We start from the raw sequence: 23,748 nt of genomic DNA, 5'->3' as shown, positions 1-23,748 counted from the left end.
AGCGCGCCGTCGTTTCCCCTTCAGCCCCGGTTGCCGCCCCACACCCTCCGCTTCGGCAGCGGTCGCGCATAGCTGCCGATCCGGCTCGTCCTGAGGCCCAGGGAGACCAGGGACTCCGCGAGTTTGACCGCGGCGGCGACGCCGTCGACGACCGGGAGGTCCAGTTTCTCCCCGACCGCCCGTTGCAGGCCCGTCATGCCGGCACAGCCGAGGACGAGGACCTCGGCGCCGGCCTCCCGGGCCCGCTCCGCCGCGGTCACGAAGGCCTCCTGCGTGCGCTGGACGTCGCCCAGGTCGAGGACGCCGAGGCCGGTGCCGACGACCGCGGCGCAGTTCCGCCCCACCCCCGCCGCCACCAGGCTGTCCTCGATCTGGCCGCACGACCGCTCCAGGGTGGTGACGACTCCGTAGCGGCGGCCGAGCAGGCAGGCGAGGTGGGCGGCGGCCTCGGTGATGTCGACGACGGGCACGTCCATGAGTTCGCGCGCGCCCTCGCGTCCGTGTTCGCCGAAGCCCGCCATGACCACGGCGTCGCAGGGACCCTCGTAGGTGCGCAGCGTGTCGAGGACGGCCGCGGCGGAGAGGTAGCTGTCGAGCCAGCCCTCGGCGGACTCGGGTCCCCAGGCGGGGGTGAGGCCGGTCACGGTGGTGCCCGGGCCTGCGGCGGCCCGGGCACCTCGCACGATCTCCTCGGTCATCTCCTGCGTGGTGTTGCAGTTGGTGACGACGATGTGCACGCCGCTCAGACCTCCACGGGCTCGGTGACGGTGGTCTCGCCGGCGGCGCGTTCGGTGCGGCAGAGGGTCAGGTACAGGCCCGCGGCCAGCGCGGTTCCGATGAACCAGGAGTACGGGGCCACGTCGCTGAACGCCTTCACCAGGGCCAGTACCGCGGCGACCGCCGCCGAGGGCAGGAACGCCCACAGGGCCTTGGGGTTGACGCCCTTGCGGTAGTAGTACGGCGATCCGGGCCGGGCGTCGAAGAGCCGGTCGACGTCGATCCTGCCGCGCTTCACCCAGTAGTAGTCGATCATGATGACGCCGAACAGCGGGCCCAGGAAGGCGCCGAGGCCGCCGAGGAAGTAGTTGACGACCGTGGGGTTGGAGAAGAGGTTCCAGGGGGTCACGACCAGTGCGGCCACCGTGCTGATCATGCCGCCGATCTTGAAGGTGATCTTCTGCGGCCAGACGTTCGCCAGGTCGTACGCGGGTGAGACGAAGTTGGCGACGATGTTGACGCCCATGGTGGCGATGGCGAAGGTCAGGGCGCCGAGGACCAGGACCCAGGTGTTGCCGACCTTGGCTACCAGCAGCGCGGGGTCGGTGATGGCCTCGCCGAACGCCTCGATGGAACCGGCCGTGACGATGACGGACACGATCACGAAGGCCGTGGAGTTGATCGGCAGGCCCCAGAAATTGCCGCGCCTGACCGTCTTGTAGCTGGGGGCGAAACGCGAGAAGTCGCAGAAGTTGAGCATCAGCGTGCCGTAGGTGGCCAGGATCAGGCCGACCGCGCCGAACCACTGGCGCCACTGTTCGCCCACGGAGACCGGGTGCGGGGTCGAAGTGAGGGAGATGCTCCAGCCGGCCTTGGCGAGGACCCAGACGGCCAGCGCGATCATGACGAGCCAGATGGCCGGACCGCAGAAGTCCTGGAACTTGCGGACCGCCTCCATGCCCTGACTGATGATCATCGCCTGGATCAGCCAGAGGGAGACGAAGGACGTCCAGCCGAGCGCGTCCAGGCCGAGGAAGGAGTGGTGGGTCCACGACTCCAGGCCGGGCCAGGCGGCGAGCAGCATGACGTTCACGGCGACGGAGGCCAGGTAGGTCTGGATCCCGTACCACATGATGGCGATGACGGCCCTGATCAGGGCCGGGATGTTGGCGCCCCAGACGCCGAAGCTGATGCGGCTGACGACGGGGAAGGGCACGCCGGTGCGCTGGCCGATGCGGCCCATCAGGTTCATGCCGGCGTAGATGATCACGAAGCCGACGAGCAGCGAGGTGAAGATCTGCCAGACGTTCATGCCGAGGACCAGCAGGCCGGCCGCGAAGGTGTAGTTGCCGAGGTTGTGGACGTCGGACATCCACATGGCGAAGAGGTCGAAGACCTTCCAGTTGCGCTTTCCCGCGGGTGCGAGGTCTTCGTTGGTGAGGCGGGGGTCGGGGACGAACGCTGGGGTGCCGGTGGCTTCGGCACGGTCGGCGAGGGACACGGGGCCTCCATGGGCGAGGGGACGGAGGACGGCGGTTCGCGTGGGGGGCGGCGGCCGTGGCGCGTGCGAGACGGCCCTGCGGAGCGTGTTTGGTATACCAAACTGCCGTCATGGTCTCGCCGTCAAGCGTTCTGACCGATGTCCGAGCGGTTACGGCTCCGTAAAACACCCCCGGAGTCGGCGAAGATGGCCCCATGACGAAGATCGAACCCCTGGGCGCGCAGCGGGAACCCCTGGGCGCTGTCCGCGAGCGCGTCCTGGCCGCGCTGCGGCAGGAGATCATCGCGGGGCGACTGCGCCCCGGGGACCGTCTCGTCGAGCGCGAACTGGCGGAGCGGTTCGGGGTCTCACGGGTTCCCGTGCGCGAGGCGATCCGCGCGCTCGTGGCGGAGGGGTTCGTGCATTTCGAGACACCGCGCCGCACGGTCGTCCGCCGGCTCACCCCGACGGACGTGGCCGAACTCTTCGAGCTGCGCGAGGCGCTGGAGGTCTACGCCGCCGGGCTCGCGGCCGCACGGGCGACGCCGCAGGACCTCGCCGGGCTGGCGGACCTGCTGGACCGTGCGGCGGCGGCGACCCGCGCCGACGACGCGGAGGCGATCACCGACATCAACACCCGCTTCCACGACCGCATCCTCGCCATGGCGGGCAACAGCCTGCTGATCTCCGTCATGGAGCCGGTCGACGGCCGACTGCGCTGGCTCACCCGCCAGAACGAGGAGTGGCCCCAACTCCTCACCGAACACCACGAGTTGTACGAGTCCATCGCCTCCGGCGACCCGGAGCGCGCCCGCGCGCACGCCCTCGCCCACGTCCAGGCCAACTACCGGTCGACGGTGCGGCATCTCTTCGGCGACACAGAGGCTCCCCGGGCCTGAATCCGCCAGGGTCTAGCGCAGGGCGTACTTGTCCGTTGCCGCCACCAACGCGTCCACCACACCCCTCGCCCCCATGGTGTGACCCACGTCGTCGACGACGATCAACTCGCTGTCGGGCCAGGCGTGGTGGAGCCGCCACACCGTGCCCAGCAGGTTCCCGAAGTCGAGACTGCCCTGGACGAGCGTGCCGGGGATGCCCTTCAGCAGGGGCGCGTCGCGGATCACGACGCCTTCGTCGTTGCCTTCCCCCAGGAAGTGGTCGTTGCCGAAGTAGTGGGTGACGGTCCGCGCGAAAGCCATGCGGAACTCCGGGTCCTCATAGCGCTTCTCCGACCGCGGCGGCGCGGGAACGATCGCCGTCTCCCAGTCGGTCCAGGCCCGCGCCGCCCGTGCCCGCACCTCGGGGTCGGGCGATTCGAGCAGCCTGCTGTACGCGGCGGCGAGGTTCCCGTCCCGCTCCCCCTCGGGCAGTTCGGCGAGGAACCGCTCGAAGGCCTCGGGGAAAAACCGCCCAAGTCCCCTGGTCAGCAGGGCCACTTCGGGGTTCGCGCCGGTGGCCACCGCGGTCAGCACCAGTTCTGAGACGACGTCCGGATGCGTCTGCGCGTACCGCAGCCCCAGCGCCGACCCCCACGACACGCCCCACACCAGCCACCGCCGGATGCCCAAGTGCCGTCGCAGCAGCTCCAGGTCGCCGATCACATGCGCCGTCGTGTTGACGGCCATGTCCGTCCCGTACGCGGCGGCGTGCGGCGTGGAGCGTCCGCAGCCGCGCTGGTCGAGCAGCACGATCCGGTACTCGGCGGGGTCGAAGTAGCGCCGGAACCAAGGACCGCAACCGGAGCCGGGACCGCCGTGCAGCATGACGGCGGGCTTGCCGTCGGGGTTTCCGCAGATCTCCCAGTACACGTGGTTGCCGTCGCCGACGTCGAGCATGCCGTGGTCGTACGGTTCGATCTCCGGATACAGGCTCATCGGGCGAGGTTAACCGTCGTACGGTCGTGTCGTCAGCCCCGCCGCCCCGGCCGCCGTACGCAGCACGTCCCGCAGCATGGCGGGTGTCAGCCGTCCGGTGAACGTGTTCCGCTGGCTGACGTGGAAGCACCCGAACAGCTCGATGGATCCCGCCGCCGGCCCGTCCCGCGCCTCCAGCGAAACCCTCGCCCCGTGCGCGAACACCGGCCTGGGCCGGGGCACCGTCCATCCCGCCGCGGCGAAGGCGGGCAGCGCGGCCTGCCAGCCGAAGGCTCCCAGCACGACCACCGACCGGAGCGTGGGCCGCAGCAGCTCCAACTCCCGTACGAGCCAGGGGCGGCAGGTGTCCCGTTCGCCGGGTGTCGGCTTGTTGGCGGGCGGCGCGCAGTGCACGGGCGAGGTGACGCGTACGCCGTACAGCTCCAGTCCGTCGTCCGCGCTCACCGAGGTCCCGCGCGAGGCGAGCCCCACGTCGTGCAGCGCCGCGTAGAGCACGTCCCCGGAGCGGTCCCCCGTGAACATCCGTCCGGTCCGGTTCCCGCCGTGGGCGGCGGGTGCGAGCCCGACGATGAGCAGCGAGGCGTCGGCCGGTCCGTAGCCGGGGACGGGGCGGCCCCAGTACGTCTGGTCGGCGAAGGCGGCGCGTCTGGTGCGGGCGACCTCCTCGCGCCACGCGACCAGCCGCGGACACGCCCGGCACCCGGCGATCCGGGCGTCCAGATCCGTCAGTGCGTCCAGGCCGTCCAGATCCGTCAGTGCGTCCAGATCACCCGCTGCGCCCGGGCCCTCCGGGTCGCCGACGATGCCGGGATCGCTCCTGCCGTCCGGGCTGCTGTCCATGCCCCCACCGTACGACCGGGCGCCCCGCCCCTCCCCCACCCGGCCCCGGTGGGTCAGGCAGTGGGTCAGTCGGTGGGCTGTTCGGCGGGGCGCAGCCCGGCGGTCCACTTCTCCTCGATCCGGCCGAACTTCCACACCGCCATGGCGACGAGCCAGGTCACGAAGAACAGTCCGACGATGACGAAGCCGAGCACGTTCAGGTCCAGACCCGCGACCCAGTCCCAGAAGACCCCGTGCAGAGCGAGCTTCTCGGCGAGCAGCCCCAGCAGTTCCACGGTGCCGATGATCAGGGCGACGGCGACGGACAGACCCGTGATGGTGAGGTTGTAGAAGACCTTGCGGACCGGCTTGGAGAACGCCCAGCCGTAGGCGAAGTTCATGAAGGACCCGTCGATGGTGTCCAGCAGCGACATGCCCGCGGCGAACAGCACCGGCAGACACAGGATCGCGTACCAGGGCAGGCCGGAGGCGGCGCCCGAACCGGCGAGGACCAGCAGGGCGATCTCCGTGGCGGTGTCGAAACCCAGGCCGAAGAGCATGCCGAGCGGGTACATCTGCCAGGGCTTGCTGATCGACTTCATCAGCCGGCCCAGGAGGCGGTTCATCAGTCCGCGGTTGTTGAGCTGCTCCTCCAGCGCCGCCTCGTCGAAGTGCCCGGTGCGCATCTGGCGGAACACCTTCCAGATCCCGACGAGGATGAGGAGGTTGATCCCGGCGATGAGGTAGAGGAAGACCCCGGAGACGGTCGTACCGATCATGCCGGTGACGCTGTGCAGCTGGGAGTTGTCGTCCCGGACGGGTCCGGCCAGTGCCTTGACGCCCAGCGACAGCAGGAGGGCCAGCGCGAAGACGATGCTCGAGTGCCCGAGCGAGAACCAGAAGCCGACGGAGAGCGGGCGCTTGCCCTCGCCCATCAGCTTGCGGGTGGTGTTGTCGATGGCGGCGATGTGGTCGGCGTCGAAGGCGTGCCGCATACCGAGGGTGTAGGCGGTGACACCGATCCCGATCCCGAAGCTCTTCGTGCCGACGCTGTAGTGCTCCGGCGCCACGATCACCACCAGGATGAACCAGCCGATGACGTGCAGCACGAGGACGAAGGCCGCCATGCCGCCGAGCCGGGCCCACTCCCTGCGGGTCATCGAGGTGCGGATCCGCTGCCAGCGCGAACCCGTCGAGGCGACGGGCTGCGGGGAGGTGGGAGCGGGGACGGTGACCATACGTGCCTGTCCTTACTTCCTATTACAAGTACCGAAGTCACTCTCTGGCACAGATATCGCAGCTGCAACCAACTCGCAGTAAAGCCATCGGGGCACGCCGGGCCAGGACTCTTCTAGAGTCGAGGCATGGCTTCTGAGGGTGCGGACGTCGAGCGGACCGACGAGAAGGTCGACGAGAAGGTCGACGAGGAGAAGGCGGTGGCCGCCGCCGAGGCCGCCCGTCCGGCGGGCGGCGAGAGCGTGCGGGTCGACAGCTGGATCTGGTCCGTACGTCTGGTCAAGACCCGCTCGGCGGGCGCGACCGCGTGCCGGGGCGGACACGTCCGGGTGAACGGGGACCGCGTCAAACCCGCGTACGCCGTGCGCGTCGGCGACGAGGTGCGCCTGCGGCAGGGGATCCGGGAACGGGTCGTCGTCGTGAAGCGGGTGATCCGCAAGCGGGTCGGCGCGCCCGTCGCCGCCGAGTGCTACGTCGACAACAGCCCGCCGCCCCCGCCGCGCGAGGCGATCGCCCCGGCCGGCGTCCGCGACCGCGGAGCGGGCCGCCCGACCAAGCGCGACCGCCGCGAGATGGAACGCCTCCGGGGCCTCGGCGGCCCCGACTCGCCCTGACCCGAGGGCGGCGCCGTACGACGTCAGGGGCTCCCCGTGGTCACTTGGGGAGCCCCCGACGTCGTACGGTCGTCGTGCGCCGTCGCCGTGTCATGCCCGTCGCCGCACCCACCGGACCAGCTCGGTGGTGTGGTTCCTCCTGGCCCACGCGATCAGCGCGAGCGGCAGGATCAGGATGAGCGGGGTCGCCACGTACGGCCCGTGGATGACGGTGACGTTCACGACGAAGGCACCCACCATCAGCGCGCTGAGCGCCACCGCCGCCACCGAGGACAGCAGCGGGACCAGCAGGGCGAGGCCTCCGGCGAGTTCGAGCGCGCCGATGAGGTACATCCCCGTGCTGCCCCAGCCGAGCTTGTCGAACGCCTCGGCGGCCGACGGGTGGGCGATCAGCTTCGGCAGCGCGCTCGCGAGGGCGTAGAAGAGTCCGAGCACGATCTGCAGCGCGCCCAGGGAGATCCGGGCACCGCGGCCGCGGGTCTTCAGCGAAGAGGGGGCGGAGATGGGGGTGGAGGCGGAGGCGAGCGTGGTGACGGGGACGGTGGTCTCGGACATGAGGGTCTCCTGTGCGAAGCGGTACGCGTTGCTGTCGCAGGGGTAGACCGGGGGCGCGTCCGGAACTCATCGCCGTGGACCGGAAACTGGCTACAGCGCGAACCAGCCGTGCCCGACGTACCAGTGCCCGCCCGCGCGCAGATGGTCCCCCACCGCACGCTCCACCGCGCTCCGGCGCGGCAGCGCGCGCGTGGGCAGCTCCGGGTCGCCGAAGACGAAGCCGACCGGCACCCCGTCGTCCGGGGTCGTCTCCTGGTACGCGATCCGGAAGCGTTCCTGGAAGCGGATGATGTTCGAGTCCGCCGGGAGATACCGCCCGAGCTGTGGATCGAGCAGCCAGGAGTGGCACACGGCGACTTCATGGCGCTCGTCGGGAAAGTGCCGGGCGAAGAACTCCCGTGCCAGTGAGAGCGACCGCTCGCAGGCGGCGGGTGACAGCGGCCCGTGGAAGTCGGGTATGTGCAGGCTCAGACACACGTCGCCGGGGCCGGTGTCGAGGCCCGCCGCCGCGACGGCCCGCCCCGTGCGCCGGCCGAGCCGCGACCGCTGGAACTGCAGCCGACCCAGCTGGAACAGCTCGCCGTGGAAGTGCAGGGCGATCCACCAGGGGAACAGCAGTCCCGGCGTCCCGAGCCGTCTGTGGTGCACGGACACATGCCGTCCGAGGTCGGCCAGGGTGCGCCGGGACACGTCGTCGGTGATGCCGAGCTCTCGGTGGTAGGCCCGGACGTACGGGAGCGCCGCGATGAAGACGTACAGGTGGAAGCTGCGCCCGAGCGGCCCCGCCGACTCGGGGAACGCGGGCGGCTCCCAGCCCTTCCCGATCTCCCCCATGTCCCGTACGAAGCGGCCGACGCACCGGGCGAGGAGCGTCATCGCCTCCGGGTCGGCCGCCAGCCGGCCGCGCAGCGCGACGAGTTCGTTGATGTGCTCGTGGGCCACGGTCAGGTCGAGCAGGAGGTCCGGCAGCTCGTCCGCGTCCGGGAGCACCGCCTCCAGCCGGGGAGCGCTCTCGCTCTCCAGGTCCCTCAGCCACTCGGCGAGTCTCGCGTCCGCCCGCAGCGCCTCCAGCAGCACCCGCGCCTCCCGTCGGTCCGGCCGCCGCTCGCTCTCCGCGGCCCCTTGGTCAACGTGCACGACGAAGAGTACGTTTCCAGTAGGAGCGATGGTCACGGATCAGCGTCACGGAGTAGTGATCCGTATGCGTACAGGCAGTGAACCGACGACGGCGCGCAGCGCCCTGCGCATGCGCTTTTGGCTGAGTGTCTGGGGCCTGGTCTGGACGATCTTCGGTACGGCCGCGTTCGCGCTGGTCGGACGTCCCGGCTGGGCGGCCGCGTGCGCGGTGCTGTGGCTGATCGTCACCGTGGACATGACCATGATCTTGCGCCACATCCACCAGGGGCCGCACTACCAGCCGGGCCGCGACATCCCGCCGTACCGGCCTCCGGAGCACCGTCACCCGTAGCGGATCGGCGACGGCCACGCCGAGTCACCACTTACGACTTACGGCCTATGCCTTACGAGTGCCTTACGAGTCGAAGCGCGCCGCTTCCAGGTACTGGGGCTTCGGGTCGAGCGCCGCCGCCAGCCGGAAGTGCCGTTTCGCCTGGTCGGGGCGGAGCTGGCGCTCATAGGTGCGGGCCAGCGCGAAGTGCGCGAACGCGTTGTCCGGCTCGCGCTCCAGGACGATCGTGAACTCCAGCTCTGCGGGCCGCAGTTGCGCGGCGGCGAAGAAGGCACGCGCGCGCAGCAGTCGGGCGGCGGTGTTCTCCGGGTGCGCGGCGATCACTGGGTCGAGCAGCTTCACCGCGCCCCGCGGGTCCCGTGCGGCGAGCAGTTGCTCGGCGGCACGGAAGTCGATGACATGCGTCTCCGGAGTACGTCCGGTCGATCCGCTGGTCTCGGGCACGGCAGAGTCCTTCCCTCGCTGAACGGGTTCAACGCCCCCGTCCGGGGCGGCTATTCCTTGCGGGCCTGCGCCCGGCGCACGAGATCCGCCCAAACCTCCCGTACGCGCCCCTCCAGCTCCTCCAGGGGGACGTCGTTGTCGATGACGACGTCCGCGATCCCCAGCCGCTTCTCGCGGGTGGCCTGGGCGGCCATGCGGGCGCGGGCGTCCGCCTCGGTCATGCCGCGCAGCCGCACGAGCCGGTCGAGCTGGGTCTCGGGGCTGGCGTCGACGACGACCACGAGGTCGTACAGCGGTCCGAGGGCGTTCTCGGCGAGCAGCGGGACGTCGTGGATCACGACGGCGTCCCCTGCCGCGGAACTCTCCAGCTCGCGGGAGCGGGCGCCCACCAGGGGGTGCACGATCGAGTTCAGGACGGCGAGCTTCTCCGGGTCGGCGAAGACGATCGAGCCCAGCTTGGGGCGGTCCAGACCGCCATCGGGTGCGAGCACGTCCTGCCCGAAGGCGTCGACGACGGCCGCGAGCCCGGGTGTTCCGGGCGCGACGACCTCCCGCGCGATCAGATCCGCGTCGATCAGCACCGCGCCGAGCCGTACGAGCTGCCTCGACACCTCGCTCTTGCCGGCGCCGATACCGCCGGTCAGGCCAACCTTCAGCATGACCGAGAGCTTAGAGCCTGCCGGTGACGAACCCCCCACGGCCCCCAAAGGGGCCTGTGCGGAGGCACGAACAGGTCTGAGCGCAGGCATGAAGGGGCCTATCTGCGTCCTCGCCCCACCGCGTCGTCCCCTACGGCGTCACCCCGCCCTACGCGTCGCCTTCGCGCTCCGCGAGGAAGCGTTCGAACTCCAACCCGATCTCGTCCGCCGACGGAATGTCCACCGGCTCCGCGAGCATGTTGCCCCGCGTCTCGGCGCCCGCGGCGGCGTCGTACTGGTGCTCGAGACCCTGGACGAGGGCCACGAGCTCCTCGTCGCCTTCCTGGATCTGCCGGTCGATCTCCGTCTGGGTGCGGTGCGCCTCGGTGCGCAGGGAGTGCGCTATGGCGGGGAGCACCAGGCCCGTGGCGCCCGTGATGGCCTCCAGCACGGTCAGCGCCGCGTCCGGGTACGGGGAGCGGGCGATGTAGTGCGGGACGTGCGCGGCGACGCCCAGGACGTCGTGTCCGGCCTCCATGAGGCGGTACTCGACGAGGGATTCGGCGCTGCCGGGGACCTGCGCCTCGTCGAAGGGGCTGCGGTGGCCCGGCACCAGGTCGGTGCGGTTGCCGTGCGGGGTGAGGCCCACGGGGCGGGTGTGCGGGACGCCCATGGGGATGCCGTGGAAGTTCACGGACAGCCGGACGCCGAGTCGCTCCACGATCTGCTGGACGGCGGCGGCGAAGCGCTCCCACTCGACGTCCGGTTCGGGTCCCGACAGCAGCAGGAAGGGCGCGCCCGTGGCGTCCTGGACGAGCCGGACGTCGAGCGTGGGCTCCTCGTAGTCCGTCCAGCGGTCGCGCTTGAACGTCAGCAGCGGGCGGCGCGCCCGGTAGTCCACGAGCCGGTCGTGGTCGAAACGGGCCACGACCTGGTGGGGCAGCGAGTCGAGCAGACGGTCGACGATCTGGTCGCCCGTCTCACCCGCGTCGATGTATCCGTCGAAGTGGTAGAGCATGACCAGACCGGCCGACTCCTGGGCGAGTGCCATGTCCACCACGGCCAGGCCCTTCGGCTCCCATGCGTACAAACCCTGCGGATCAAGCACTGTGACCGCTCCTCCTCGTGTTCGTACTCCACAACGTGGTGAGGATCGCGAGCATTCCCCGGACCGCTCCTTTTACGGCTCGGTTCGCCTCCGGGGCGCGCATGCGCGCCCCTTCGGCTCACCCGCCGGGTTCGTCGACCCGCCGGCCTACGCCGACAGCACGCGCGCGTGCAGCGCCGTGACCGCCTTGCGGGCGGAGGTGAACGCGCCGTGCTGCCACGCGTCGGTGTAGCTGAGCCAGTCGCCCGCGAAGTAGACGCGTCCCGTGGGCTCGTTCAGCGGTTTGTAGCGGATGTCGTCGGGGCCGCCGGGGGTGTTGTGCCAGGCGGCCTCCAGGTGCGGCGTCTGGCGCCAGTGGTGCGAGAAGGAGGACGCGAGTTCGGTGCGGTACTTCTCGCCATAGATCTTCACCCCGGCCGCCACGGCGCGCTTCTCGCGCTCCTTGGGGGTGAGCTGGGCGTACGAGTCGGCGTCGCCGCCGTAGTTGTAGTAGCCGATCATCACGCCGCGCGCGCCGTGGAAGCCGTACGAGGGGTGCCAGATGTGGGTGACGTCCTGGTCGGTCTCGGTGATACCGCCGTAGATGTGGTGATCGAGCTCCCACCAGCGGGAACGGTACTCGAGCCCGATCTTCGCCGCCGACGAGGGAGTGATCGCCTCCAGGGCGCTCTGCACACCGGAGCCGAGGTTGTGCGGGATCCTGGCGAGGATGTTGGGCGGGAGGGCGCCGACGCAGTAGTCGGCGTCGATCACCTTCGTACGGCCTCCCTGGGCGTATGTGACCGAAACCCCACTCCCCTTGTCGGTGATTTTGGAGACCACGGCCCCGGTACGGATGCGATGCTCGCCTATCGCCCTGGTGAGCGCGCGCGGTATCTGATCCATGCCGCCCACCGGCTGGAACATCAGCATCGCCTGGTCGAAGCCGAACTCGAAGGAGAAGTAGCGGCCGACACCGGACGCGAGGACGTCGGAGGCCGACGGGACGTCACCGAGGAGCACTCCGGAGGTACCCGCGGCGGCCGGGACGGTCGTGTATCCGCGGCGCTCGCCGCCCTCGTACGTCAGCTTGTCGCCCAGTTCGCCCCAGTCCTTGAGGAACTCGACGAGCTTCTCCTGGTCGGTGGCGGTCAGCTCCTTGTCCAGGGCTCCCTTGTCGGTGGCCTTGGCGAGCAACTCTGAGACGTAGCCGTACACATCGGCCTTCGCGGTGCGGTACCGCACGGGCTTCTTCATTCCGGTGGACTCGTTGAAGAGGTACGCGTCCGCGTTGACGTTGGTGAACACCTCGATGGGGACGCCGAGTTCGCGGCAGTAGTCGAGGGTGACCATCCACTGGGGGATGCGGGCGGGGCCGCAGTTCATGTACTGGCCGTCGCTGAAGCGGGCCGTCTGCGTGTTGCCGTGGAGGTCGGTGGTGGTATCGCCGCCGCGGACCGTGAAGTTGCGGCCGCCGGTGCGGCCTCTGGCCTCCAGGACCGTACAGTCGTAGCCCGCCTTGCCGAGTTCGTACGCGGTGGCCAGGCCCGCGATGCCGCCGCCGACTACGACCACCTTGGCGGCGCCGCGGCCGGTGAGGGTGAAGTCGCCCGGCTGCGGGGCGCGGAAGGGCTGTTCGCGCTGGGCGGCTTCGGCCGTGGGCGCGAGGCCGAGGGCACCCATGGTGGCGAGCATGGTGCCCGCGCCGCCCGTGAGTCCCACGTTGCGCAGGAAGGAACGCCGACTCGTGCCAGGACCGCTCTGAGGTTGTGCCATGACGGGGGCTCCCCTTTCGATCTTGAACGACCGGGGAAGCCTCCCAATGGCTGGTTACGGCCCATCAGTTACTCGTGTATCTCGCATGTTTCTGCATCCGCACACGTGCGACCCGCCGGACGGCCGGGGGACGAAAGCGGAGTAAACGCACTGCGGGCCCGCACCCCGAAGGGTGCGGGCCCGCAGTCACGTGCTACTGGCTAGCGGTGAGCTTTCAGCTCTGGCCGCCGGCGAGCTTCTCGCGGAGGGCAGCCAGGGCCTCGTCCGACGCCAGGGCGCCGGAGGTGTCGTCCGACTCCGAGGAGTAGGAACCGCCACCGGAGGCAGCCGGAGCCGCACCCGTGGAGGTGGCACCCTCGGCCTCGGCCTGAGCGTCGGCCTCGCGGGACTTGATGACCTGAGCCTGGTGCTGCTCGAAGCGCGACTGCGCCTCGGCGTACTGGTGCTCCCACGCCTCGCGCTGGGTCTCGTAGCCCTCGAGCCAGTCGTTGGTCTCGGGGTCGAAGCCCTCGGGGTAGATGTAGTTGCCCTGGTCGTCGTAGGACGCGGCCATGCCGTACAGGGTCGGGTCGAACTCGACCGAGGCCGGGTCGGCACCGAAGGACTCGTTGGCCTGCTTCAGCGAGAGGCTGATGCGGCGGCGCTCGAGGTCGATGTCGATGACCTTGACGAAGATCTCGTCGTTGACCTGGACGACCTGCTCCGGGATCTCCACGTGGCGCTCGGCCAGCTCGGAGATGTGGACCAGACCCTCGATGCCCTCGTCCACGCGGACGAACGCACCGAACGGAACGAGCTTGGTGACCTTACCCGGGACGACCTGACCGATCTGGTGCGTACGGGCGAACTGCTGCCACGGGTCTTCCTGCGTCGCCTTGAGCGACAGGGAGACGCGCTCGCGGTCCATGTCGACGTCGAGGACCTCGACGGTGACTTCCTGGCCGACCTCGACAACCTCGGAGGGGTGGTCGATGTGCTTCCAGGAGAGCTCGGAGACGTGCACGAGACCGTCGACGCCACCCAGGTCCACGAAGGCACCGAAGTTGACGATCGAGGAGACGACGCCGGAGCGGACCTGACCCTTCTGGAGGGTGGTGAGGAACGTCTGGCGAACCTCGGACTGGGTCTGCTCCAGCCAGGCACGGCGGGACAGGACCACGTTGTTGCGGTTCTTGTCCAGCTCGATGATCTTGGCCTCGAGCTCCTTGCCCACGTAGGGCTGGAGGTCGCGGACACGGCGCATCTCGACGAGGGAAGCCGGCAGGAAGCCACGGAGGCCGATGTCGAGGATGAGTCCACCCTTGACGACCTCGATGACGGTACCGGTGACGATGCCGTCCTCTTCCTTGATCTTCTCGATGGTGCCCCAGGCGCGCTCGTACTGGGCGCGCTTCTTCGAGAGGATCAGGCGGCCTTCCTTGTCCTCCTTCTGGAGAACAAGGGCTTCGATCTCGTCACCGACGGCGACGACCTCGTTCGGGTCGACGTCGTGCTTGATCGAGAGCTCGCGGCTCGGGATGACACCTTCGGTCTTGTAACCGATGTCGAGCAGGACCTCGTCCCGGTCGACCTTCACGATGACGCCGTCGACGATGTCGCCGTCGTTGAAGTACTTGATCGTCTCGTCGATCGCGGCGAGGAAGGCTTCCTCGTTACCGATGTCGTTGACCGCAACCTGCGGAGTGGTGGCGGTGGTCTCGGTGCTGCTCGTCATGTGGGAAAGGGCTCCGGTACGGACAGAGAGTCGTAGGTACTGCTTACGCCGGGAGCCCGTTTCGCCCTGTAGAAGCCGGACAGCCAAGGAAGCGCCCAACCCGGGTGACCGGTGACGCCTCGACAACCGAGGGGACATACATACAGATGCGAGCGCAGCCTGCTACGTCTGAGGAGCGCAGGCCCGCAGCGCAACTTGTAGCATACGGGGGCAGCCGGGCAGGGTCAATGCGCGAAGGCGCACACCCGGGGCGGATCGCCGCATTCCCGGCACAAAACCTGTCTCACGAGGCCACGCGGGCCAAAGGCAGCCCCTGCCGTGACACTCCCGAGACCGGTTGGAGCCGCAGACTAATACGAGGGAGCCGATCATCCAAGAGCCCCAGATCCACGAACCGGAACACTCCGAGGTCTCGGAGCCCGAACCCGCCGAGCCGGAGGCGACCCGGCGCGACGCGGGCGTCACGGAGAGCTCCCGCGCCAACCGCGGCTGGTGGGACCGGAACGCGGACGACTACCAGACAGAACACGGCACGTTCCTCGGGGACGACCGTTTCGTATGGGGCCCCGAGGGCCTCGACGAGGTGGAGGCCGAGCTGCTCGGCCCGCCGGAGGACCTCAAGGGCAAGGACATCCTGGAAATCGGTGCCGGCGCGGCCCAGTGCTCGCGCTGGCTGGCCGCCCAGGGGGCCCGTCCGGTCGCCCTCGACCTCTCCCACCGCCAGCTCCAGCACGCGCTGCGCATAGGCGGCGGGGTGCCGCTCGTGGAGGCCGACGCGGGCGCGCTGCCCTTCGCGGACGGCTCCTTCGACCTCGCGTGCTCGGCGTACGGCGCGTTGCCGTTCGTCGCCGACCCGGTGCGCGTCCTGAAGGAGGTCCACCGGGTGCTGCGCCCCGGCGGCCGCTTCGTCTTCTCCGTGACGCACCCGATCCGCTGGGCCTTCCCGGACGAGCCCGGGCCCGAGGGCCTGTCCGTCTCCTCCTCCTACTTCGACCGCACTCCCTACGTCGAGCAGGACGAGGAGGGCCGCGCGGTGTACGTCGAGCACCACAGGACGGTCGGCGACCGGGTACGGGACGTGGTGGCCGGGGGCTTCCGGCTGCTCGACCTGGTCGAGCCGCAGTGGCCCGCCTGGAACACCCAGGAGTGGGGCGGCTGGTCCCCGCTGCGCGGAAACCTGATCCCCGGTACGGCGATCTTCGTGTGCGTACGAGACTGAACGGGTGATCCGCTACGACGCCCTGGACGCGCTGCCCGTACGCGGCGCCCTGCCCGCCCTGGACGACGCCCTGGAGGAAGGCGGCAGCGCCGTGCTCGTCGCGCCGCCAGGGACGGGCAAGACCACGCTCGTGCCGCTGGCGCTCGCCGGACTCCTCGGCGGCCCGGGTGACGGGCGGCCGGCGCGTCGGGTCGTGGTCGCCGAACCGCGGCGGATCGCCGCCCGGGCCGCGGCGCGGCGGATGGCGTGGCTGCTCGGCGAGAAGGTCGGCGAGAGCGTCGGGTTCACCGTGCGCGGGGAGCGGGTCGTGGGGCCACGCGCGCGTGTGGAGGTCGTCACGACGGGAGTCCTCCTCCAACGGCTCCAGCGGGACCAGGAGCTCGCGGGCGTCGACGTGGTGGTGCTCGACGAGTGCCACGAACGCCATCTGGACGCCGACACGGTCGCCGCGTTCCTCCTGGACGTACGGGCCGCGCTCCGTCCCGAGCTGCGGCTCGTGGCGGCGTCGGCGACCACGGACGCGGCAGGGTGGGCGCGGCTGCTCGGCGACGCGCCCGTCGTCGCGGCGGAGGGCGTCTCGTATCCGGTGGAGGTGCAGTGGGCGCCTCCCGTACGTCCGGTGAGGCCGCCGCACGGCATGCGCGTCGACCCGGCGCTGCTGACGCATGTCGCGTCGGTGGTGCGGCGGGCCCTGGCGGAGTGCGCGGGGGACGTCCTCTGTTTCCTCCCCGGGGTCGGGGAGATCGCGCGGGTGGCGGGCGGGCTGGGGGACCTGGGCGGCCGGGTCGACGTGCTGCAGGTGCACGGGCGGGCGCCCGCCGCCGTGCAGGACGCGGTGCTGTCACCGGGGTCCGGGGACCGGCGGCGGGTGGTCCTGGCGACCTCCGTGGCGGAGTCGTCGCTGACGGTTCCGGGGGTGCGGGTGGTCGTCGACTCCGGGCTGGCGCGGGAGCCGCGGGTGGACCACGCGCGCGGGCTGAGCGCGCTGACGACGGTACGGGCCTCGCAGGCGGCCGGACGGCAGCGGGCGGGGCGGGCCGGGCGTGAGGCGCCGGGGCGGGTGTACCGGTGCTGGACGGAGGCCGAGGACGCCCGTCTGCCGCGATTTCCCGCTCCGGAGATCAAGGTGGCCGACCTGACGGCGTTCGCCCTGCAGGCGGCCTGCTGGGGCGATCCTGGGGCGACGGGGCTGGCGCTCCTGGATCCGCCGCCGGGCGGGGCGATGGCGGCAGCGCGGTCCGTCCTGTCGGCGGTGGGCGCGGTGGACACGGCCGGCCGGGCCACGGAACGGGGTGTGCGCATGTCGCGGCTGGGCCTGCACCCCCGGCTCGCCCGGGCGCTGCTGGACGCGGCCCCCGTGGTGGGCGCCGACCGCGCCGCCGAAGTGGTCGCCCTCCTGAGCGAGGAGCCGCCCCGCGAGTACGGCGACGACCTGGCCGGGGCCTGGAGACTGGCCCGACGCGGCGGCGACCCCTACGCGTCCCGCTGGCGCACCGAATCCCGGCGCCTGCGCTCCGCGTCGACGGGACTTTCCCGGCCACCCGCCCAGGACAGCGCCCGCGGTGAGGAGCTCGAAGGTGGTCCGTGGCCGGCCGGTGGCGGCGACGATCGCGTGGTCGCGCTGGTCGCTGCCCTGACGTTCCCCGAGCGGCTCGCGCAGGCGCAGGGCGGCTCCTACCTCATGCTCAACGGCACCCGTGCCGACGTCGGCGACGGCTCGGCTCTGCGCGGCGCGCCCTGGCTGGCGGTCGCCGTGGCCGATCGGCCCGTCGGGGCCGGGCACGCGCGTGTGCGCCTTGCCGCCGTCGTCGACGAGGAGACGGCACGGCGGGCCGCGGCGCCCCTGCACTCCGAGGGGGACGAGGTCCACTGGGCCGACGGCGACGTCGTCGCGCGGCGCGTCGAGCGGCTCGGGGCCGTGGAGCTGGCGGTGCGTCCGCTGAAGAACGCCGACCCCGGGCTCGTACGGGAGGCGTTGCTCGAAGGGCTGCGGGAGGACGGGTTCGGGCTGTTGCGGTGGTCCCCGGATGCCGAGGGGCTGCGGCGTCGGCTCGGGTTTCTGCGGCTGCACCTGGGCGACCCCTGGCCCGACGTGTCCGACGACGCGCTCCACGCGCGCGTGGACGAGTGGCTGGAGCCGGAGCTCGGCCGTGCCCGGCGGCGGGCCGATCTGGCGCGGATCGACGCCGGGCAGGCACTGAACCGGCTGCTGCCCTGGGCCACGGGAGACGCGGCCCGGCTGGACGAGCTCGCGCCGGAGCGGATCGAGGTGCCCAGTGGGTCCAGGGTCCGGATCGACTACGCCAACCCCGAGCAGCCGGTGCTCGCCGTCAAGCTGCAGGAGATGTTCGGACTGCACGAGTCACCGGCCGTCGCCGGGGTGCCCGTGCTCGTCCATCTGCTCTCGCCCGCCGGGCGCCCCGCCGCCGTCACCGCCGACCTCACCTCCTTCTGGAAGGACGGGTACAAGGCGGTGCGGGCGGAGCTGCGGGGCCGCTATCCCAAACATCCGTGGCCCGAGGACCCGGCCACCGCCGAGCCGACCCGGCACACGAACGCGCGGCTCAGGCGTTGACCGGCTCCGGTTCCACCGCCTCCGTGGGGGCCGGGTCGCCCGGGCGGCGGCTGCGCGCCTCGAGGTAGAGGGAGAGGGACAGCAGAGCCGCGCCCAGGATCAGGAAGCCCCACGGCAGATACGACGTCAGCAGCAGGATCAGGGTGCGGTTGGACGTGACCAGGGCGACGGTGTTCTTGATGTAGTCCTCGCGCATCTTCACGTCACCGGCGAAGGCGGTCACCTTGTCGCGGCCCCCGAGGAGGGTGCCGCCCCGCAGCTCCTCCTTGTGGAGCTCCTCGCCGTAGACCGGCGCCCCGGTGACCGGTTCCACCCAGAACTTGCGGACGGTCGTGTACCAGCGTGTCGTGCCCGTCTTGGCGACCGACTCCGGAGTGATGCCCTGGACCGGCATGATCTTGGGGAACTTGACCTTCGTCCAGGGGATGGTCTGCTCGAAGTAGTACACCTTGACGCCGCGGAAGGTCTGGGTGCCCTTGTAGTGGATGGGGGCCGAGGTGCGGGTCTGTGCGTCGAAGTACTCGTAGTCCCGCTTCTCCGTGTGGAAGGGCCACTTGAACTCGATGCCCTCGCGCGTGACGGGGTCGCCGTCGACGGACTCGCCGGTGGCGTGGACGGGGTCCTGGCTGTGCGCGTCGAAGATGTAGCGCTCGGGGAGCTTGGAGACCATCTTCCCGTCGGGGCCCTGCACATAGGAGAGGCTGTCCCAGACGACGACGTCACGGCCCGCCGTCTTCTCGATGCGGTCGGAGGCCTCGACGTTTCCCTTCAGGGTCTGCACGATGGTGACCTTGGGGACCTTCTTGGCCTGCATGGTGCCGTAGTCGAGCAGGGTCGCGTCCTTCGCCTCCAGGACCATGTCCTGGTACTGGTTGGCGGGGATCTTCGCCAGCCGCGGGAAGGCGTACCAGCGCAGCAGCGGGGACAGCGCCGCGAAGAACACGGCGAAGGCGAGCAGGATCAGGCTGGCCTTGCGACGCATCTCGGCGTCCCTCCCTGAGAGTTGCGGATGCCCTGAGCGCTACGGGTGCGCGGGCACGGTGGTCAGCAGCGGCTTGGGCGAGGTCTTGCCTGCCGGTGAGCCCATGGCCGTGATCGTGAGCACCAGGGCGAACGCCACGGCGAGACCGGTCGCGGCGGCGATGAGGGCGCGCATGCGGGGCCTCCCGGGGGACGGCGGATCGAGAACTGATACCTCGTCAGATCCGGCACCGTAGCAACGGCGGGGCGAGATGAGAACACCTTGCGCGCACGAACGAGAACGCCCCTCCGCCTGTCGGCGGAGGGGCGCCCTTGACGCGCGTACGGCCTACGAGGTGGCCGCGGCGACCTTCAGCTCGACCGTCAGCACCGCGCCGCCCGTGGTGTTGACGCGGAGCAGGAACGTGCCGGTCGCATCGTCCGCGTACAGCTTGGGGAGCTTGAGCACGCCGTCGGCGTCCGTCGTGAGGTCCGTGAGGGTGCGGATCGTCTTGCCGTCCGCGTCCTTGAAGTACGGGCCCTGGTCGTTCTCGGTCGCGTCGTCCGCCGACTTGATGAGCGTCGCGGTGGCCGCGACCTTGCCCGCGACGGCACCCTTGTAGGTGGCCTTCAGCTCGACCTGGTCGGCGAACTCGCCGCCCGGCACGCAGGTCAGCGCGGTGTCGCTGGTGCGGGTGAGGGTGTCGGCCTGGCGCGGGGTGACGGTGGCCGTGTAGTCGAGGCCGCCCAGCACGCGGCCCACGACGGTGGCGCGGACGGTGAAGTCACCGGCCTTCTCCCCCGCCACGAGTGCGGGCGCGGTGGCCGTGCCCGCGCTGCCGGTGACGACCGTGGCGACGCTCTCGCCGCCGGTGAAGGTGGCGTCCGTGTCGCCGACGATCGTGAACCGCACCCGGACCTTCGCCACGCCCTTGCTCGCCTTGGACTCGGCCCGCACGGCGACCTTGGCGCCGAAGGCGCTGCCCGCCGTCGCCGTGAGCTTCCCGGTGTTCGCGTCCTCCAGATGGTCCACCGTCTGGGTGGGCGTGGGAGGCGTCGGGCTCGGCGCGGGCGAACTCGGCTTGGGCGGCTTCGGGGTGGGGCTCGTCGAGCCGCCACTGCCCGGCTTGGGGGAACTCGGCGTACTCGGTGTGCTCGGCGTACTCGGTGTCGCGGGCGTGGACGGGCTGGGGCTCGCCCCGGGGTCGCTGTTGCTGCTGTGCGAGGGCAGGGTGCCCGTGCCGTCGGGGACCTCGTGGGTGCCCTTGCGGTAGTACTCCAGCCACGACAGAACCGTGTTGAGGTACTCCGTCGAGTTGTTGTAGTTCAGGATCGCGGCGTTCATCTGCGACTGCACGGACAGGTCCCGGTCGAACCGGCACAGGTAGTGGCCGGCCGCGAGCGCCGCGTCGTAGACGTTGTTGGGGTCCTTCTTGCCGTCGCCGTTGCCGTCGCGGCCCGCCCACTCCCAGGTGGAGGGGATGAACTGCATGGGGCCCACGGCCCGGTCGTAGGCGGGGTCGCCGTCGTACGCGCCGTTGTCGGTGTCGGCGATCAGCGCGAAGCCGTTGCCGTCGAGCTTGGGGCCGAGGATCGGCGAGTACGTCGTACCGCTCGCGTCGACCCGGCCGCCGCGGGCCTGGCCGGACTCGACCTTGCCGATGGCGGCGAGGAGTTGCCAGGGCAGGTTGCAGCCCGGCTTGGAGGCGCGCAGCTCGGCCTCGGCCTTCTTGTAGGCGTCGAGGACGGTCGCGGGTATGCCGGCCTCGGCCTCGCCCACGGAGACGGTCGTGCCGGTGGTCGGACTCGCCGACGGGCTCGGGTCGGGGCTCTTCAGCGGCGGAAGGTCGGTGTAGTACGGCGAGTCGCCGGTCGCGCCGCCGCCTTCGCCGCCGGTCTTCGCGTCCCCCGATGGCTGGGCGGAGCCGGCGGCCTGTCTGCCGAGGTCGTCGGTGGTCACTCCGGGTGCCTGGGAAGCGGACAGGGCTGCGACCGCGACCGCGGCCACGGCGGTGGTCGTCGCTCCCTTGCGCAGTCTGCCGAAATGCGCCGCCATTGAGTGAACCCCTCCCGTGGACGACCGCCCGCGCACCGCGCGTTCGCTGGCTCAGTGACCCAGGCGACCCTACGACAACTTCCGTCGCCCGGGCACCCGTTCGTGCCCGATTTTCACCGGTTGGCCATGTGGGGTTGTCCAAGAGAACACGCACCGCGAGGTGGAGCCAGCGGACATTTTCCTACGTCCCTCATACTGGGCTTCGGAGATCACCGGGGCCGACATATCAGACCAACGTCTGCCACAGGGGGACGCTTTGCCCTTCACCCTCAGCCACGCGGCAGCCGTACTGCCCGCCCTGCGCGGCGACGGAAGCGGCCGCGGCCGCCTCGCGCCCGCGGCACTCGTGGCCGGCTCCTTCGCCCCCGACATGACCTACTACGCGGCGAGCGTGGTCCCCGGAGCGATGGAGTTCGGCGACTTCACGCACTCGTTCACCGGCGTCCTCACCTTCGACGTACTCGTCGCCTGCGCGTTGGCGGGTGCCTGGCTGGTACTGCGCGAACCCTTGGTGGCACTGCTGCCACGGGCCCGTCAGGGCCGTCCCGCGGCTCTGCTGCGCTGCGGGACACCGCGCGGGCCGGTGCGCTCCTCGGCCGCAGTGTGGTGGTACGCCTCCGCGGTGCTCGGCGCGCTGACACACGTCGTGTGGGACGCGTTCACGCACCACGACCGGTGGGGGGTTCGGCTGGTCCCCGTCCTGTCGCGGAACGCCGACGGCACGCCGGTGTTCACCTACGCGCAGTACGGCAGTTCGCTGCTGGGGGCCGTCGTGATCGTGGCCTTCGTGAGCATCGCGCTGCGCCGGGCGCCCTCGGCCGAACCGGTGGGGGTGCCGGTGCTTTCGCGTTCCGACCGGTGGCTGGCGGCCGCCGTCATCGGCGGCTGCGGGCTGGTGGGCGCCGTGCAGCGGGCGTCACGCTGGTGGGCCTACTGGGGCACCCGCGCGAAGCCCTGGGAGTTGATCCCGGCGCTCTGTTTCGGCGCGGGGGCGGGTCTCGTGCTCGGCCTCGCGCTGTACGCCGTCGGGGTCAGGGTGTGGCGCCCCGCTCCGGCTCGTCCCAGCCCGGCACCGGTCCGCGCGGCGCCGAACCGTCCGACACCTCGCTGATCCTGTTCTCCGGAGTGAATCCCTGGACGACACCGCGCCGACGGTTGAGGCCGCGGTGGACGGCCTGGGCGATGCGCTCGATGGTGCGGACCCCGTACGTCATCGTCGGGTTGTCGTGCGACAGGACGACGATGCGGTACATGCGGCCGGAGCCGGTGAACGCGCCGACGCTGTGGACGCGCCAGCCATGGGTGGAGCGGGGCAGCCAGCCGTTCTTGATGTGCGCCTGCAGGCCGCGGGGCATGCCGGCGGGGACGCCCCAGCGCTGGTCGGCGCGGACCTGGCTGAGCAGTTTCATGCCGTAGGCGCGGCTCTTCAGGAAGGAACGGGCGCCTGTGAGCACGCCCAGCACCCGCATCTGGTCGGCGGCCGTGGTGCGGGTCAGGCCCCAGTAGCCGGCCCGGCCGAGCTCGGTGCGGCGCGTTCCGACACGGTTCAGGAAACGGCCGAGGTAGGTGTGGCCCAGGTCGTTCCACAGATGCTGGGCCGCGGTGTTGTCCGAGATGGTGATCATGGGGCGTACGTTGGCGACCTCCCAGCTCGTGAGGGTGCGGCGCAGCTCGTCCGCGCGGCGCAGGGTGGCCTCCATGATCGTGAGCTTGACGACGCTCGCCGAGTCGTACTGCCGCTCGCTCGCGAGGGCGCAGGTCAGGCCGGTTTTGTCGTCGCGCACCGCCACGGCGACGGTGCCCTGGCGTGACGACAGTGCCGCCCCGATGTCACGGGACATCCGGGCGGCGAGCTCGGGGTTGCGGGTGGAGCGGCAGGACGCGGGCACCTGGGCGGTGCTCGCGCTCGCGGCCACCGCGGGTACCGGCGCGAGCAGCGCCGAGACGACTGCTGTGGCCATGGCCGTGCGACGGTTGAGCATGCTTGTACCCATGCCCGCATCCTTACGGTCCCCTTGCACGGGGGGCGTCTTTGCGAGGGCCACGCGAGTGACGGTTCCCTCCGGGGGTTGAGCGACCCCCCTCCCCTGCGCCTCCGGCCCACCGGAGAGAGCTCATGCCCTACGAGCAGCCAACGCACGGACTTCACCGTGCGGGCGGCTTGGAAGGCGTGGCGGGGGGCGACATTCCGCGCGGGCGGCTCGCACGGCAGAGCGGGGGACCACTTTCCCTGCGGGGCCCGCACGGCGGAGCGTGGGACAACTCTCCGCGCAAGCCGCCCCCGCGCGCGGCGCAGCGCGGGGGCGGCTTGCGCCCCAAGCGGCTGCGAGGGGGGTGCCCCGTGGGCGGAGGCTTCTCCCAGCGGGGTGGGCCTCTGTCCACACCGGTGCACAAGCCTCCCGCAGGGCACCCGATGCCGAGAGCGGGCGCAGCCACGCCCGCTCCGCCCGGGGCCGGCCCGGCCCGGCCGGGCACGGGGGCCGAGACCCGAGGCCGGACCCCGCGACCGGGACCCG

General features: G+C 71.0%; 22 protein-coding genes. 6 read left to right on the top strand and 16 right to left on the bottom strand.

The features are described 5' to 3' along the window. Positions 1–20: 20 nt before the first annotated feature. Both ACZ69M_RS29795 and ACZ69M_RS29790 read right to left on the bottom strand, forming a co-directional pair. On the bottom strand, positions 21–737 hold the full coding sequence (locus ACZ69M_RS29795) for an aspartate/glutamate racemase family protein (protein ID WP_470054587.1): 717 nt from the start codon (positions 735–737) through the stop codon (positions 21–23). Positions 738–742: 5 nt separating this feature from the next. Then, positions 743–2,218 carry an NCS1 family nucleobase:cation symporter-1 gene (locus ACZ69M_RS29790; RefSeq protein ID WP_470054585.1) on the bottom strand — a complete coding sequence of 492 codons (1,476 nt, stop codon included), beginning with the start codon at positions 2,216–2,218 and terminating at the stop codon, positions 743–745. Between the two features lie 194 nt (positions 2,219–2,412). Between ACZ69M_RS29790 and ACZ69M_RS29785 the strand changes: the two genes are divergently transcribed. Further along, the gene (locus ACZ69M_RS29785; protein ID WP_470054583.1) at positions 2,413–3,096 is read left to right on the top strand and encodes a GntR family transcriptional regulator; all 684 of its coding nucleotides are present in this window, start codon (positions 2,413–2,415) and stop codon (positions 3,094–3,096) included. A 12-nt stretch (positions 3,097–3,108) separates the two neighbouring features. On the opposite strand, the gene pip is transcribed toward ACZ69M_RS29785, so the two are convergent. The 3 genes from pip to nicT form a co-directional block, all read right to left on the bottom strand. Continuing rightward, complete coding sequence (gene pip / locus ACZ69M_RS29780; RefSeq protein ID WP_470054581.1) at positions 3,109–4,071, bottom strand: prolyl aminopeptidase; 963 nt, start codon at positions 4,069–4,071, stop codon at positions 3,109–3,111. 9 nt (positions 4,072–4,080) lie between these two features. Beyond that, positions 4,081–4,911 (bottom strand): uracil-DNA glycosylase, encoded by an 831-nt coding sequence (locus tag ACZ69M_RS29775; protein WP_470054579.1) that lies wholly within the window; start codon positions 4,909–4,911, stop codon positions 4,081–4,083. A gap of 65 nt (positions 4,912–4,976) precedes the next feature. Further along, positions 4,977–6,128 carry a Nickel transporter NicT gene (gene nicT / locus ACZ69M_RS29770; RefSeq protein ID WP_470054577.1) on the bottom strand — a complete coding sequence of 384 codons (1,152 nt, stop codon included), beginning with the start codon at positions 6,126–6,128 and terminating at the stop codon, positions 4,977–4,979. A gap of 126 nt (positions 6,129–6,254) precedes the next feature. Here nicT and ACZ69M_RS29765 point away from each other — a divergent pair, with 126 nt between their 5' ends. Continuing rightward, the gene (locus ACZ69M_RS29765) at positions 6,255–6,740 is read left to right on the top strand and encodes an RNA-binding S4 domain-containing protein (protein WP_470054575.1); all 486 of its coding nucleotides are present in this window, start codon (positions 6,255–6,257) and stop codon (positions 6,738–6,740) included. Between the two features lie 90 nt (positions 6,741–6,830). Here ACZ69M_RS29765 and ACZ69M_RS29760 read toward each other — a convergent pair whose 3' ends face one another. Continuing rightward, a complete protein-coding gene (locus ACZ69M_RS29760; RefSeq protein WP_470054573.1) occupies positions 6,831–7,295 on the bottom strand; it encodes a DoxX family protein in 465 nt (154 codons plus the stop codon). Positions 7,296–7,385: 90 nt separating this feature from the next. After that, positions 7,386–8,372: an acyltransferase domain-containing protein gene (locus ACZ69M_RS29755; protein ID WP_470054983.1), complete on the bottom strand. Its 987-nt coding sequence runs from the start codon at positions 8,370–8,372 to the stop codon at positions 7,386–7,388. Positions 8,373–8,496: 124 nt separating this feature from the next. On the opposite strand from ACZ69M_RS29755, the gene ACZ69M_RS29750 reads away from it, so the two are divergent. Beyond that, on the top strand, positions 8,497–8,763 hold the full coding sequence (locus ACZ69M_RS29750) for a DUF6343 family protein (protein WP_470054571.1): 267 nt from the start codon (positions 8,497–8,499) through the stop codon (positions 8,761–8,763). A 63-nt stretch (positions 8,764–8,826) separates the two neighbouring features. On the opposite strand, the gene ACZ69M_RS29745 is transcribed toward ACZ69M_RS29750, so the two are convergent. From ACZ69M_RS29745 to rpsA, 5 genes are all read right to left on the bottom strand, one after another. Further along, the gene (locus tag ACZ69M_RS29745; protein ID WP_054235974.1) at positions 8,827–9,207 is read right to left on the bottom strand and encodes a tetratricopeptide repeat protein; all 381 of its coding nucleotides are present in this window, start codon (positions 9,205–9,207) and stop codon (positions 8,827–8,829) included. Positions 9,208–9,257: 50 nt separating this feature from the next. After that, a complete protein-coding gene (gene coaE, locus ACZ69M_RS29740; RefSeq protein WP_470054569.1) occupies positions 9,258–9,866 on the bottom strand; it encodes a dephospho-CoA kinase in 609 nt (202 codons plus the stop codon). Between the two features lie 148 nt (positions 9,867–10,014). Then, positions 10,015–10,953, bottom strand: a complete 939-nt coding sequence (locus tag ACZ69M_RS29735) for a PAC2 family protein (protein ID WP_060898459.1) — start codon at positions 10,951–10,953, stop codon at positions 10,015–10,017. A gap of 147 nt (positions 10,954–11,100) precedes the next feature. Beyond that, entirely contained in the window at positions 11,101–12,627 is a 1,527-nt protein-coding gene (locus ACZ69M_RS29730; RefSeq protein ID WP_097288882.1) for a flavin monoamine oxidase family protein, read from the bottom strand. Positions 12,628–12,922: 295 nt separating this feature from the next. Next, positions 12,923–14,422 (bottom strand): 30S ribosomal protein S1, encoded by a 1,500-nt coding sequence (gene rpsA / locus ACZ69M_RS29725; RefSeq protein WP_075026303.1) that lies wholly within the window; start codon positions 14,420–14,422, stop codon positions 12,923–12,925. 337 nt (positions 14,423–14,759) lie between these two features. Here rpsA and ACZ69M_RS29720 point away from each other — a divergent pair, with 337 nt between their 5' ends. Both ACZ69M_RS29720 and hrpB read left to right on the top strand, forming a co-directional pair. Beyond that, entirely contained in the window at positions 14,760–15,641 is an 882-nt protein-coding gene (locus ACZ69M_RS29720; protein WP_470054566.1) for a class I SAM-dependent methyltransferase, read from the top strand. 4 nt (positions 15,642–15,645) lie between these two features. Further along, positions 15,646–18,216 carry an ATP-dependent helicase HrpB gene (hrpB, locus tag ACZ69M_RS29715; protein ID WP_470054564.1) on the top strand — a complete coding sequence of 857 codons (2,571 nt, stop codon included), beginning with the start codon at positions 15,646–15,648 and terminating at the stop codon, positions 18,214–18,216. Here the strand turns inward: hrpB and pgfA are convergent. The 3 genes from pgfA to ACZ69M_RS29700 form a co-directional block, all read right to left on the bottom strand. After that, positions 18,206–19,198, bottom strand: coding sequence for a cell envelope lipid trafficking protein PgfA (gene pgfA, locus ACZ69M_RS29710; RefSeq protein ID WP_470054562.1), 993 nt, complete (start codon positions 19,196–19,198; stop codon positions 18,206–18,208). The two genes, hrpB and pgfA, sit on opposite strands and share 11 nt — an antisense overlap. Positions 19,199–19,237: 39 nt before the next feature. Further along, positions 19,238–19,372: an SPW_0924 family protein gene (locus tag ACZ69M_RS29705; RefSeq protein WP_107096558.1), complete on the bottom strand. Its 135-nt coding sequence runs from the start codon at positions 19,370–19,372 to the stop codon at positions 19,238–19,240. A gap of 153 nt (positions 19,373–19,525) precedes the next feature. Then, complete coding sequence (locus ACZ69M_RS29700) at positions 19,526–21,232, bottom strand: lytic transglycosylase domain-containing protein (protein ID WP_470054560.1); 1,707 nt, start codon at positions 21,230–21,232, stop codon at positions 19,526–19,528. Between the two features lie 256 nt (positions 21,233–21,488). On the opposite strand from ACZ69M_RS29700, the gene ACZ69M_RS29695 reads away from it, so the two are divergent. Next, positions 21,489–22,343, top strand: a complete 855-nt coding sequence (locus ACZ69M_RS29695) for a DUF4184 family protein (protein WP_470054558.1) — start codon at positions 21,489–21,491, stop codon at positions 22,341–22,343. Here the strand turns inward: ACZ69M_RS29695 and ACZ69M_RS29690 are convergent. Then, positions 22,264–23,226, bottom strand: coding sequence for a serine hydrolase (locus ACZ69M_RS29690; protein ID WP_470054556.1), 963 nt, complete (start codon positions 23,224–23,226; stop codon positions 22,264–22,266). The two genes, ACZ69M_RS29695 and ACZ69M_RS29690, sit on opposite strands and share 80 nt — an antisense overlap. Positions 23,227–23,748 lie beyond the last annotated feature (522 nt).

This window comes from Streptomyces sp. NPDC107454, from assembly GCF_055582885.1.
The sequence above is the reverse complement of the archived record's forward strand: the minus strand, read 5'-3'. Positions and strand labels throughout refer to the sequence as shown.

Coding starts and splice junctions, on each gene's coding strand:
- ACZ69M_RS29785 (WP_470054583.1), top strand. CDS start 2,413: ATGACGAAGATCGAACCCCTGGGCGCGCAGCGGGAACCCCTGGGCGCT.
- pip (WP_470054581.1), bottom strand. CDS start 4,071: ATGAGCCTGTATCCGGAGATCGAACCGTACGACCACGGCATGCTCGAC.
- ACZ69M_RS29775 (WP_470054579.1), bottom strand. CDS start 4,911: ATGGACAGCAGCCCGGACGGCAGGAGCGATCCCGGCATCGTCGGCGAC.
- nicT (WP_470054577.1), bottom strand. CDS start 6,128: ATGGTCACCGTCCCCGCTCCCACCTCCCCGCAGCCCGTCGCCTCGACG.
- ACZ69M_RS29765 (WP_470054575.1), top strand. CDS start 6,255: ATGGCTTCTGAGGGTGCGGACGTCGAGCGGACCGACGAGAAGGTCGAC.
- ACZ69M_RS29760 (WP_470054573.1), bottom strand. CDS start 7,295: ATGTCCGAGACCACCGTCCCCGTCACCACGCTCGCCTCCGCCTCCACC.
- ACZ69M_RS29750 (WP_470054571.1), top strand. CDS start 8,497: ATGCGTACAGGCAGTGAACCGACGACGGCGCGCAGCGCCCTGCGCATG.
- coaE (WP_470054569.1), bottom strand. CDS start 9,866: ATGCTGAAGGTTGGCCTGACCGGCGGTATCGGCGCCGGCAAGAGCGAG.
- ACZ69M_RS29730 (WP_097288882.1), bottom strand. CDS start 12,627: ATGCTCGCCACCATGGGTGCCCTCGGCCTCGCGCCCACGGCCGAAGCC.
- rpsA (WP_075026303.1), bottom strand. CDS start 14,422: ATGACGAGCAGCACCGAGACCACCGCCACCACTCCGCAGGTTGCGGTC.
- pgfA (WP_470054562.1), bottom strand. CDS start 19,198: ATGCGTCGCAAGGCCAGCCTGATCCTGCTCGCCTTCGCCGTGTTCTTC.
- ACZ69M_RS29705 (WP_107096558.1), bottom strand. CDS start 19,372: ATGCGCGCCCTCATCGCCGCCGCGACCGGTCTCGCCGTGGCGTTCGCC.
- ACZ69M_RS29700 (WP_470054560.1), bottom strand. CDS start 21,232: ATGGCGGCGCATTTCGGCAGACTGCGCAAGGGAGCGACGACCACCGCC.
- ACZ69M_RS29690 (WP_470054556.1), bottom strand. CDS start 23,226: ATGGGTACAAGCATGCTCAACCGTCGCACGGCCATGGCCACAGCAGTC.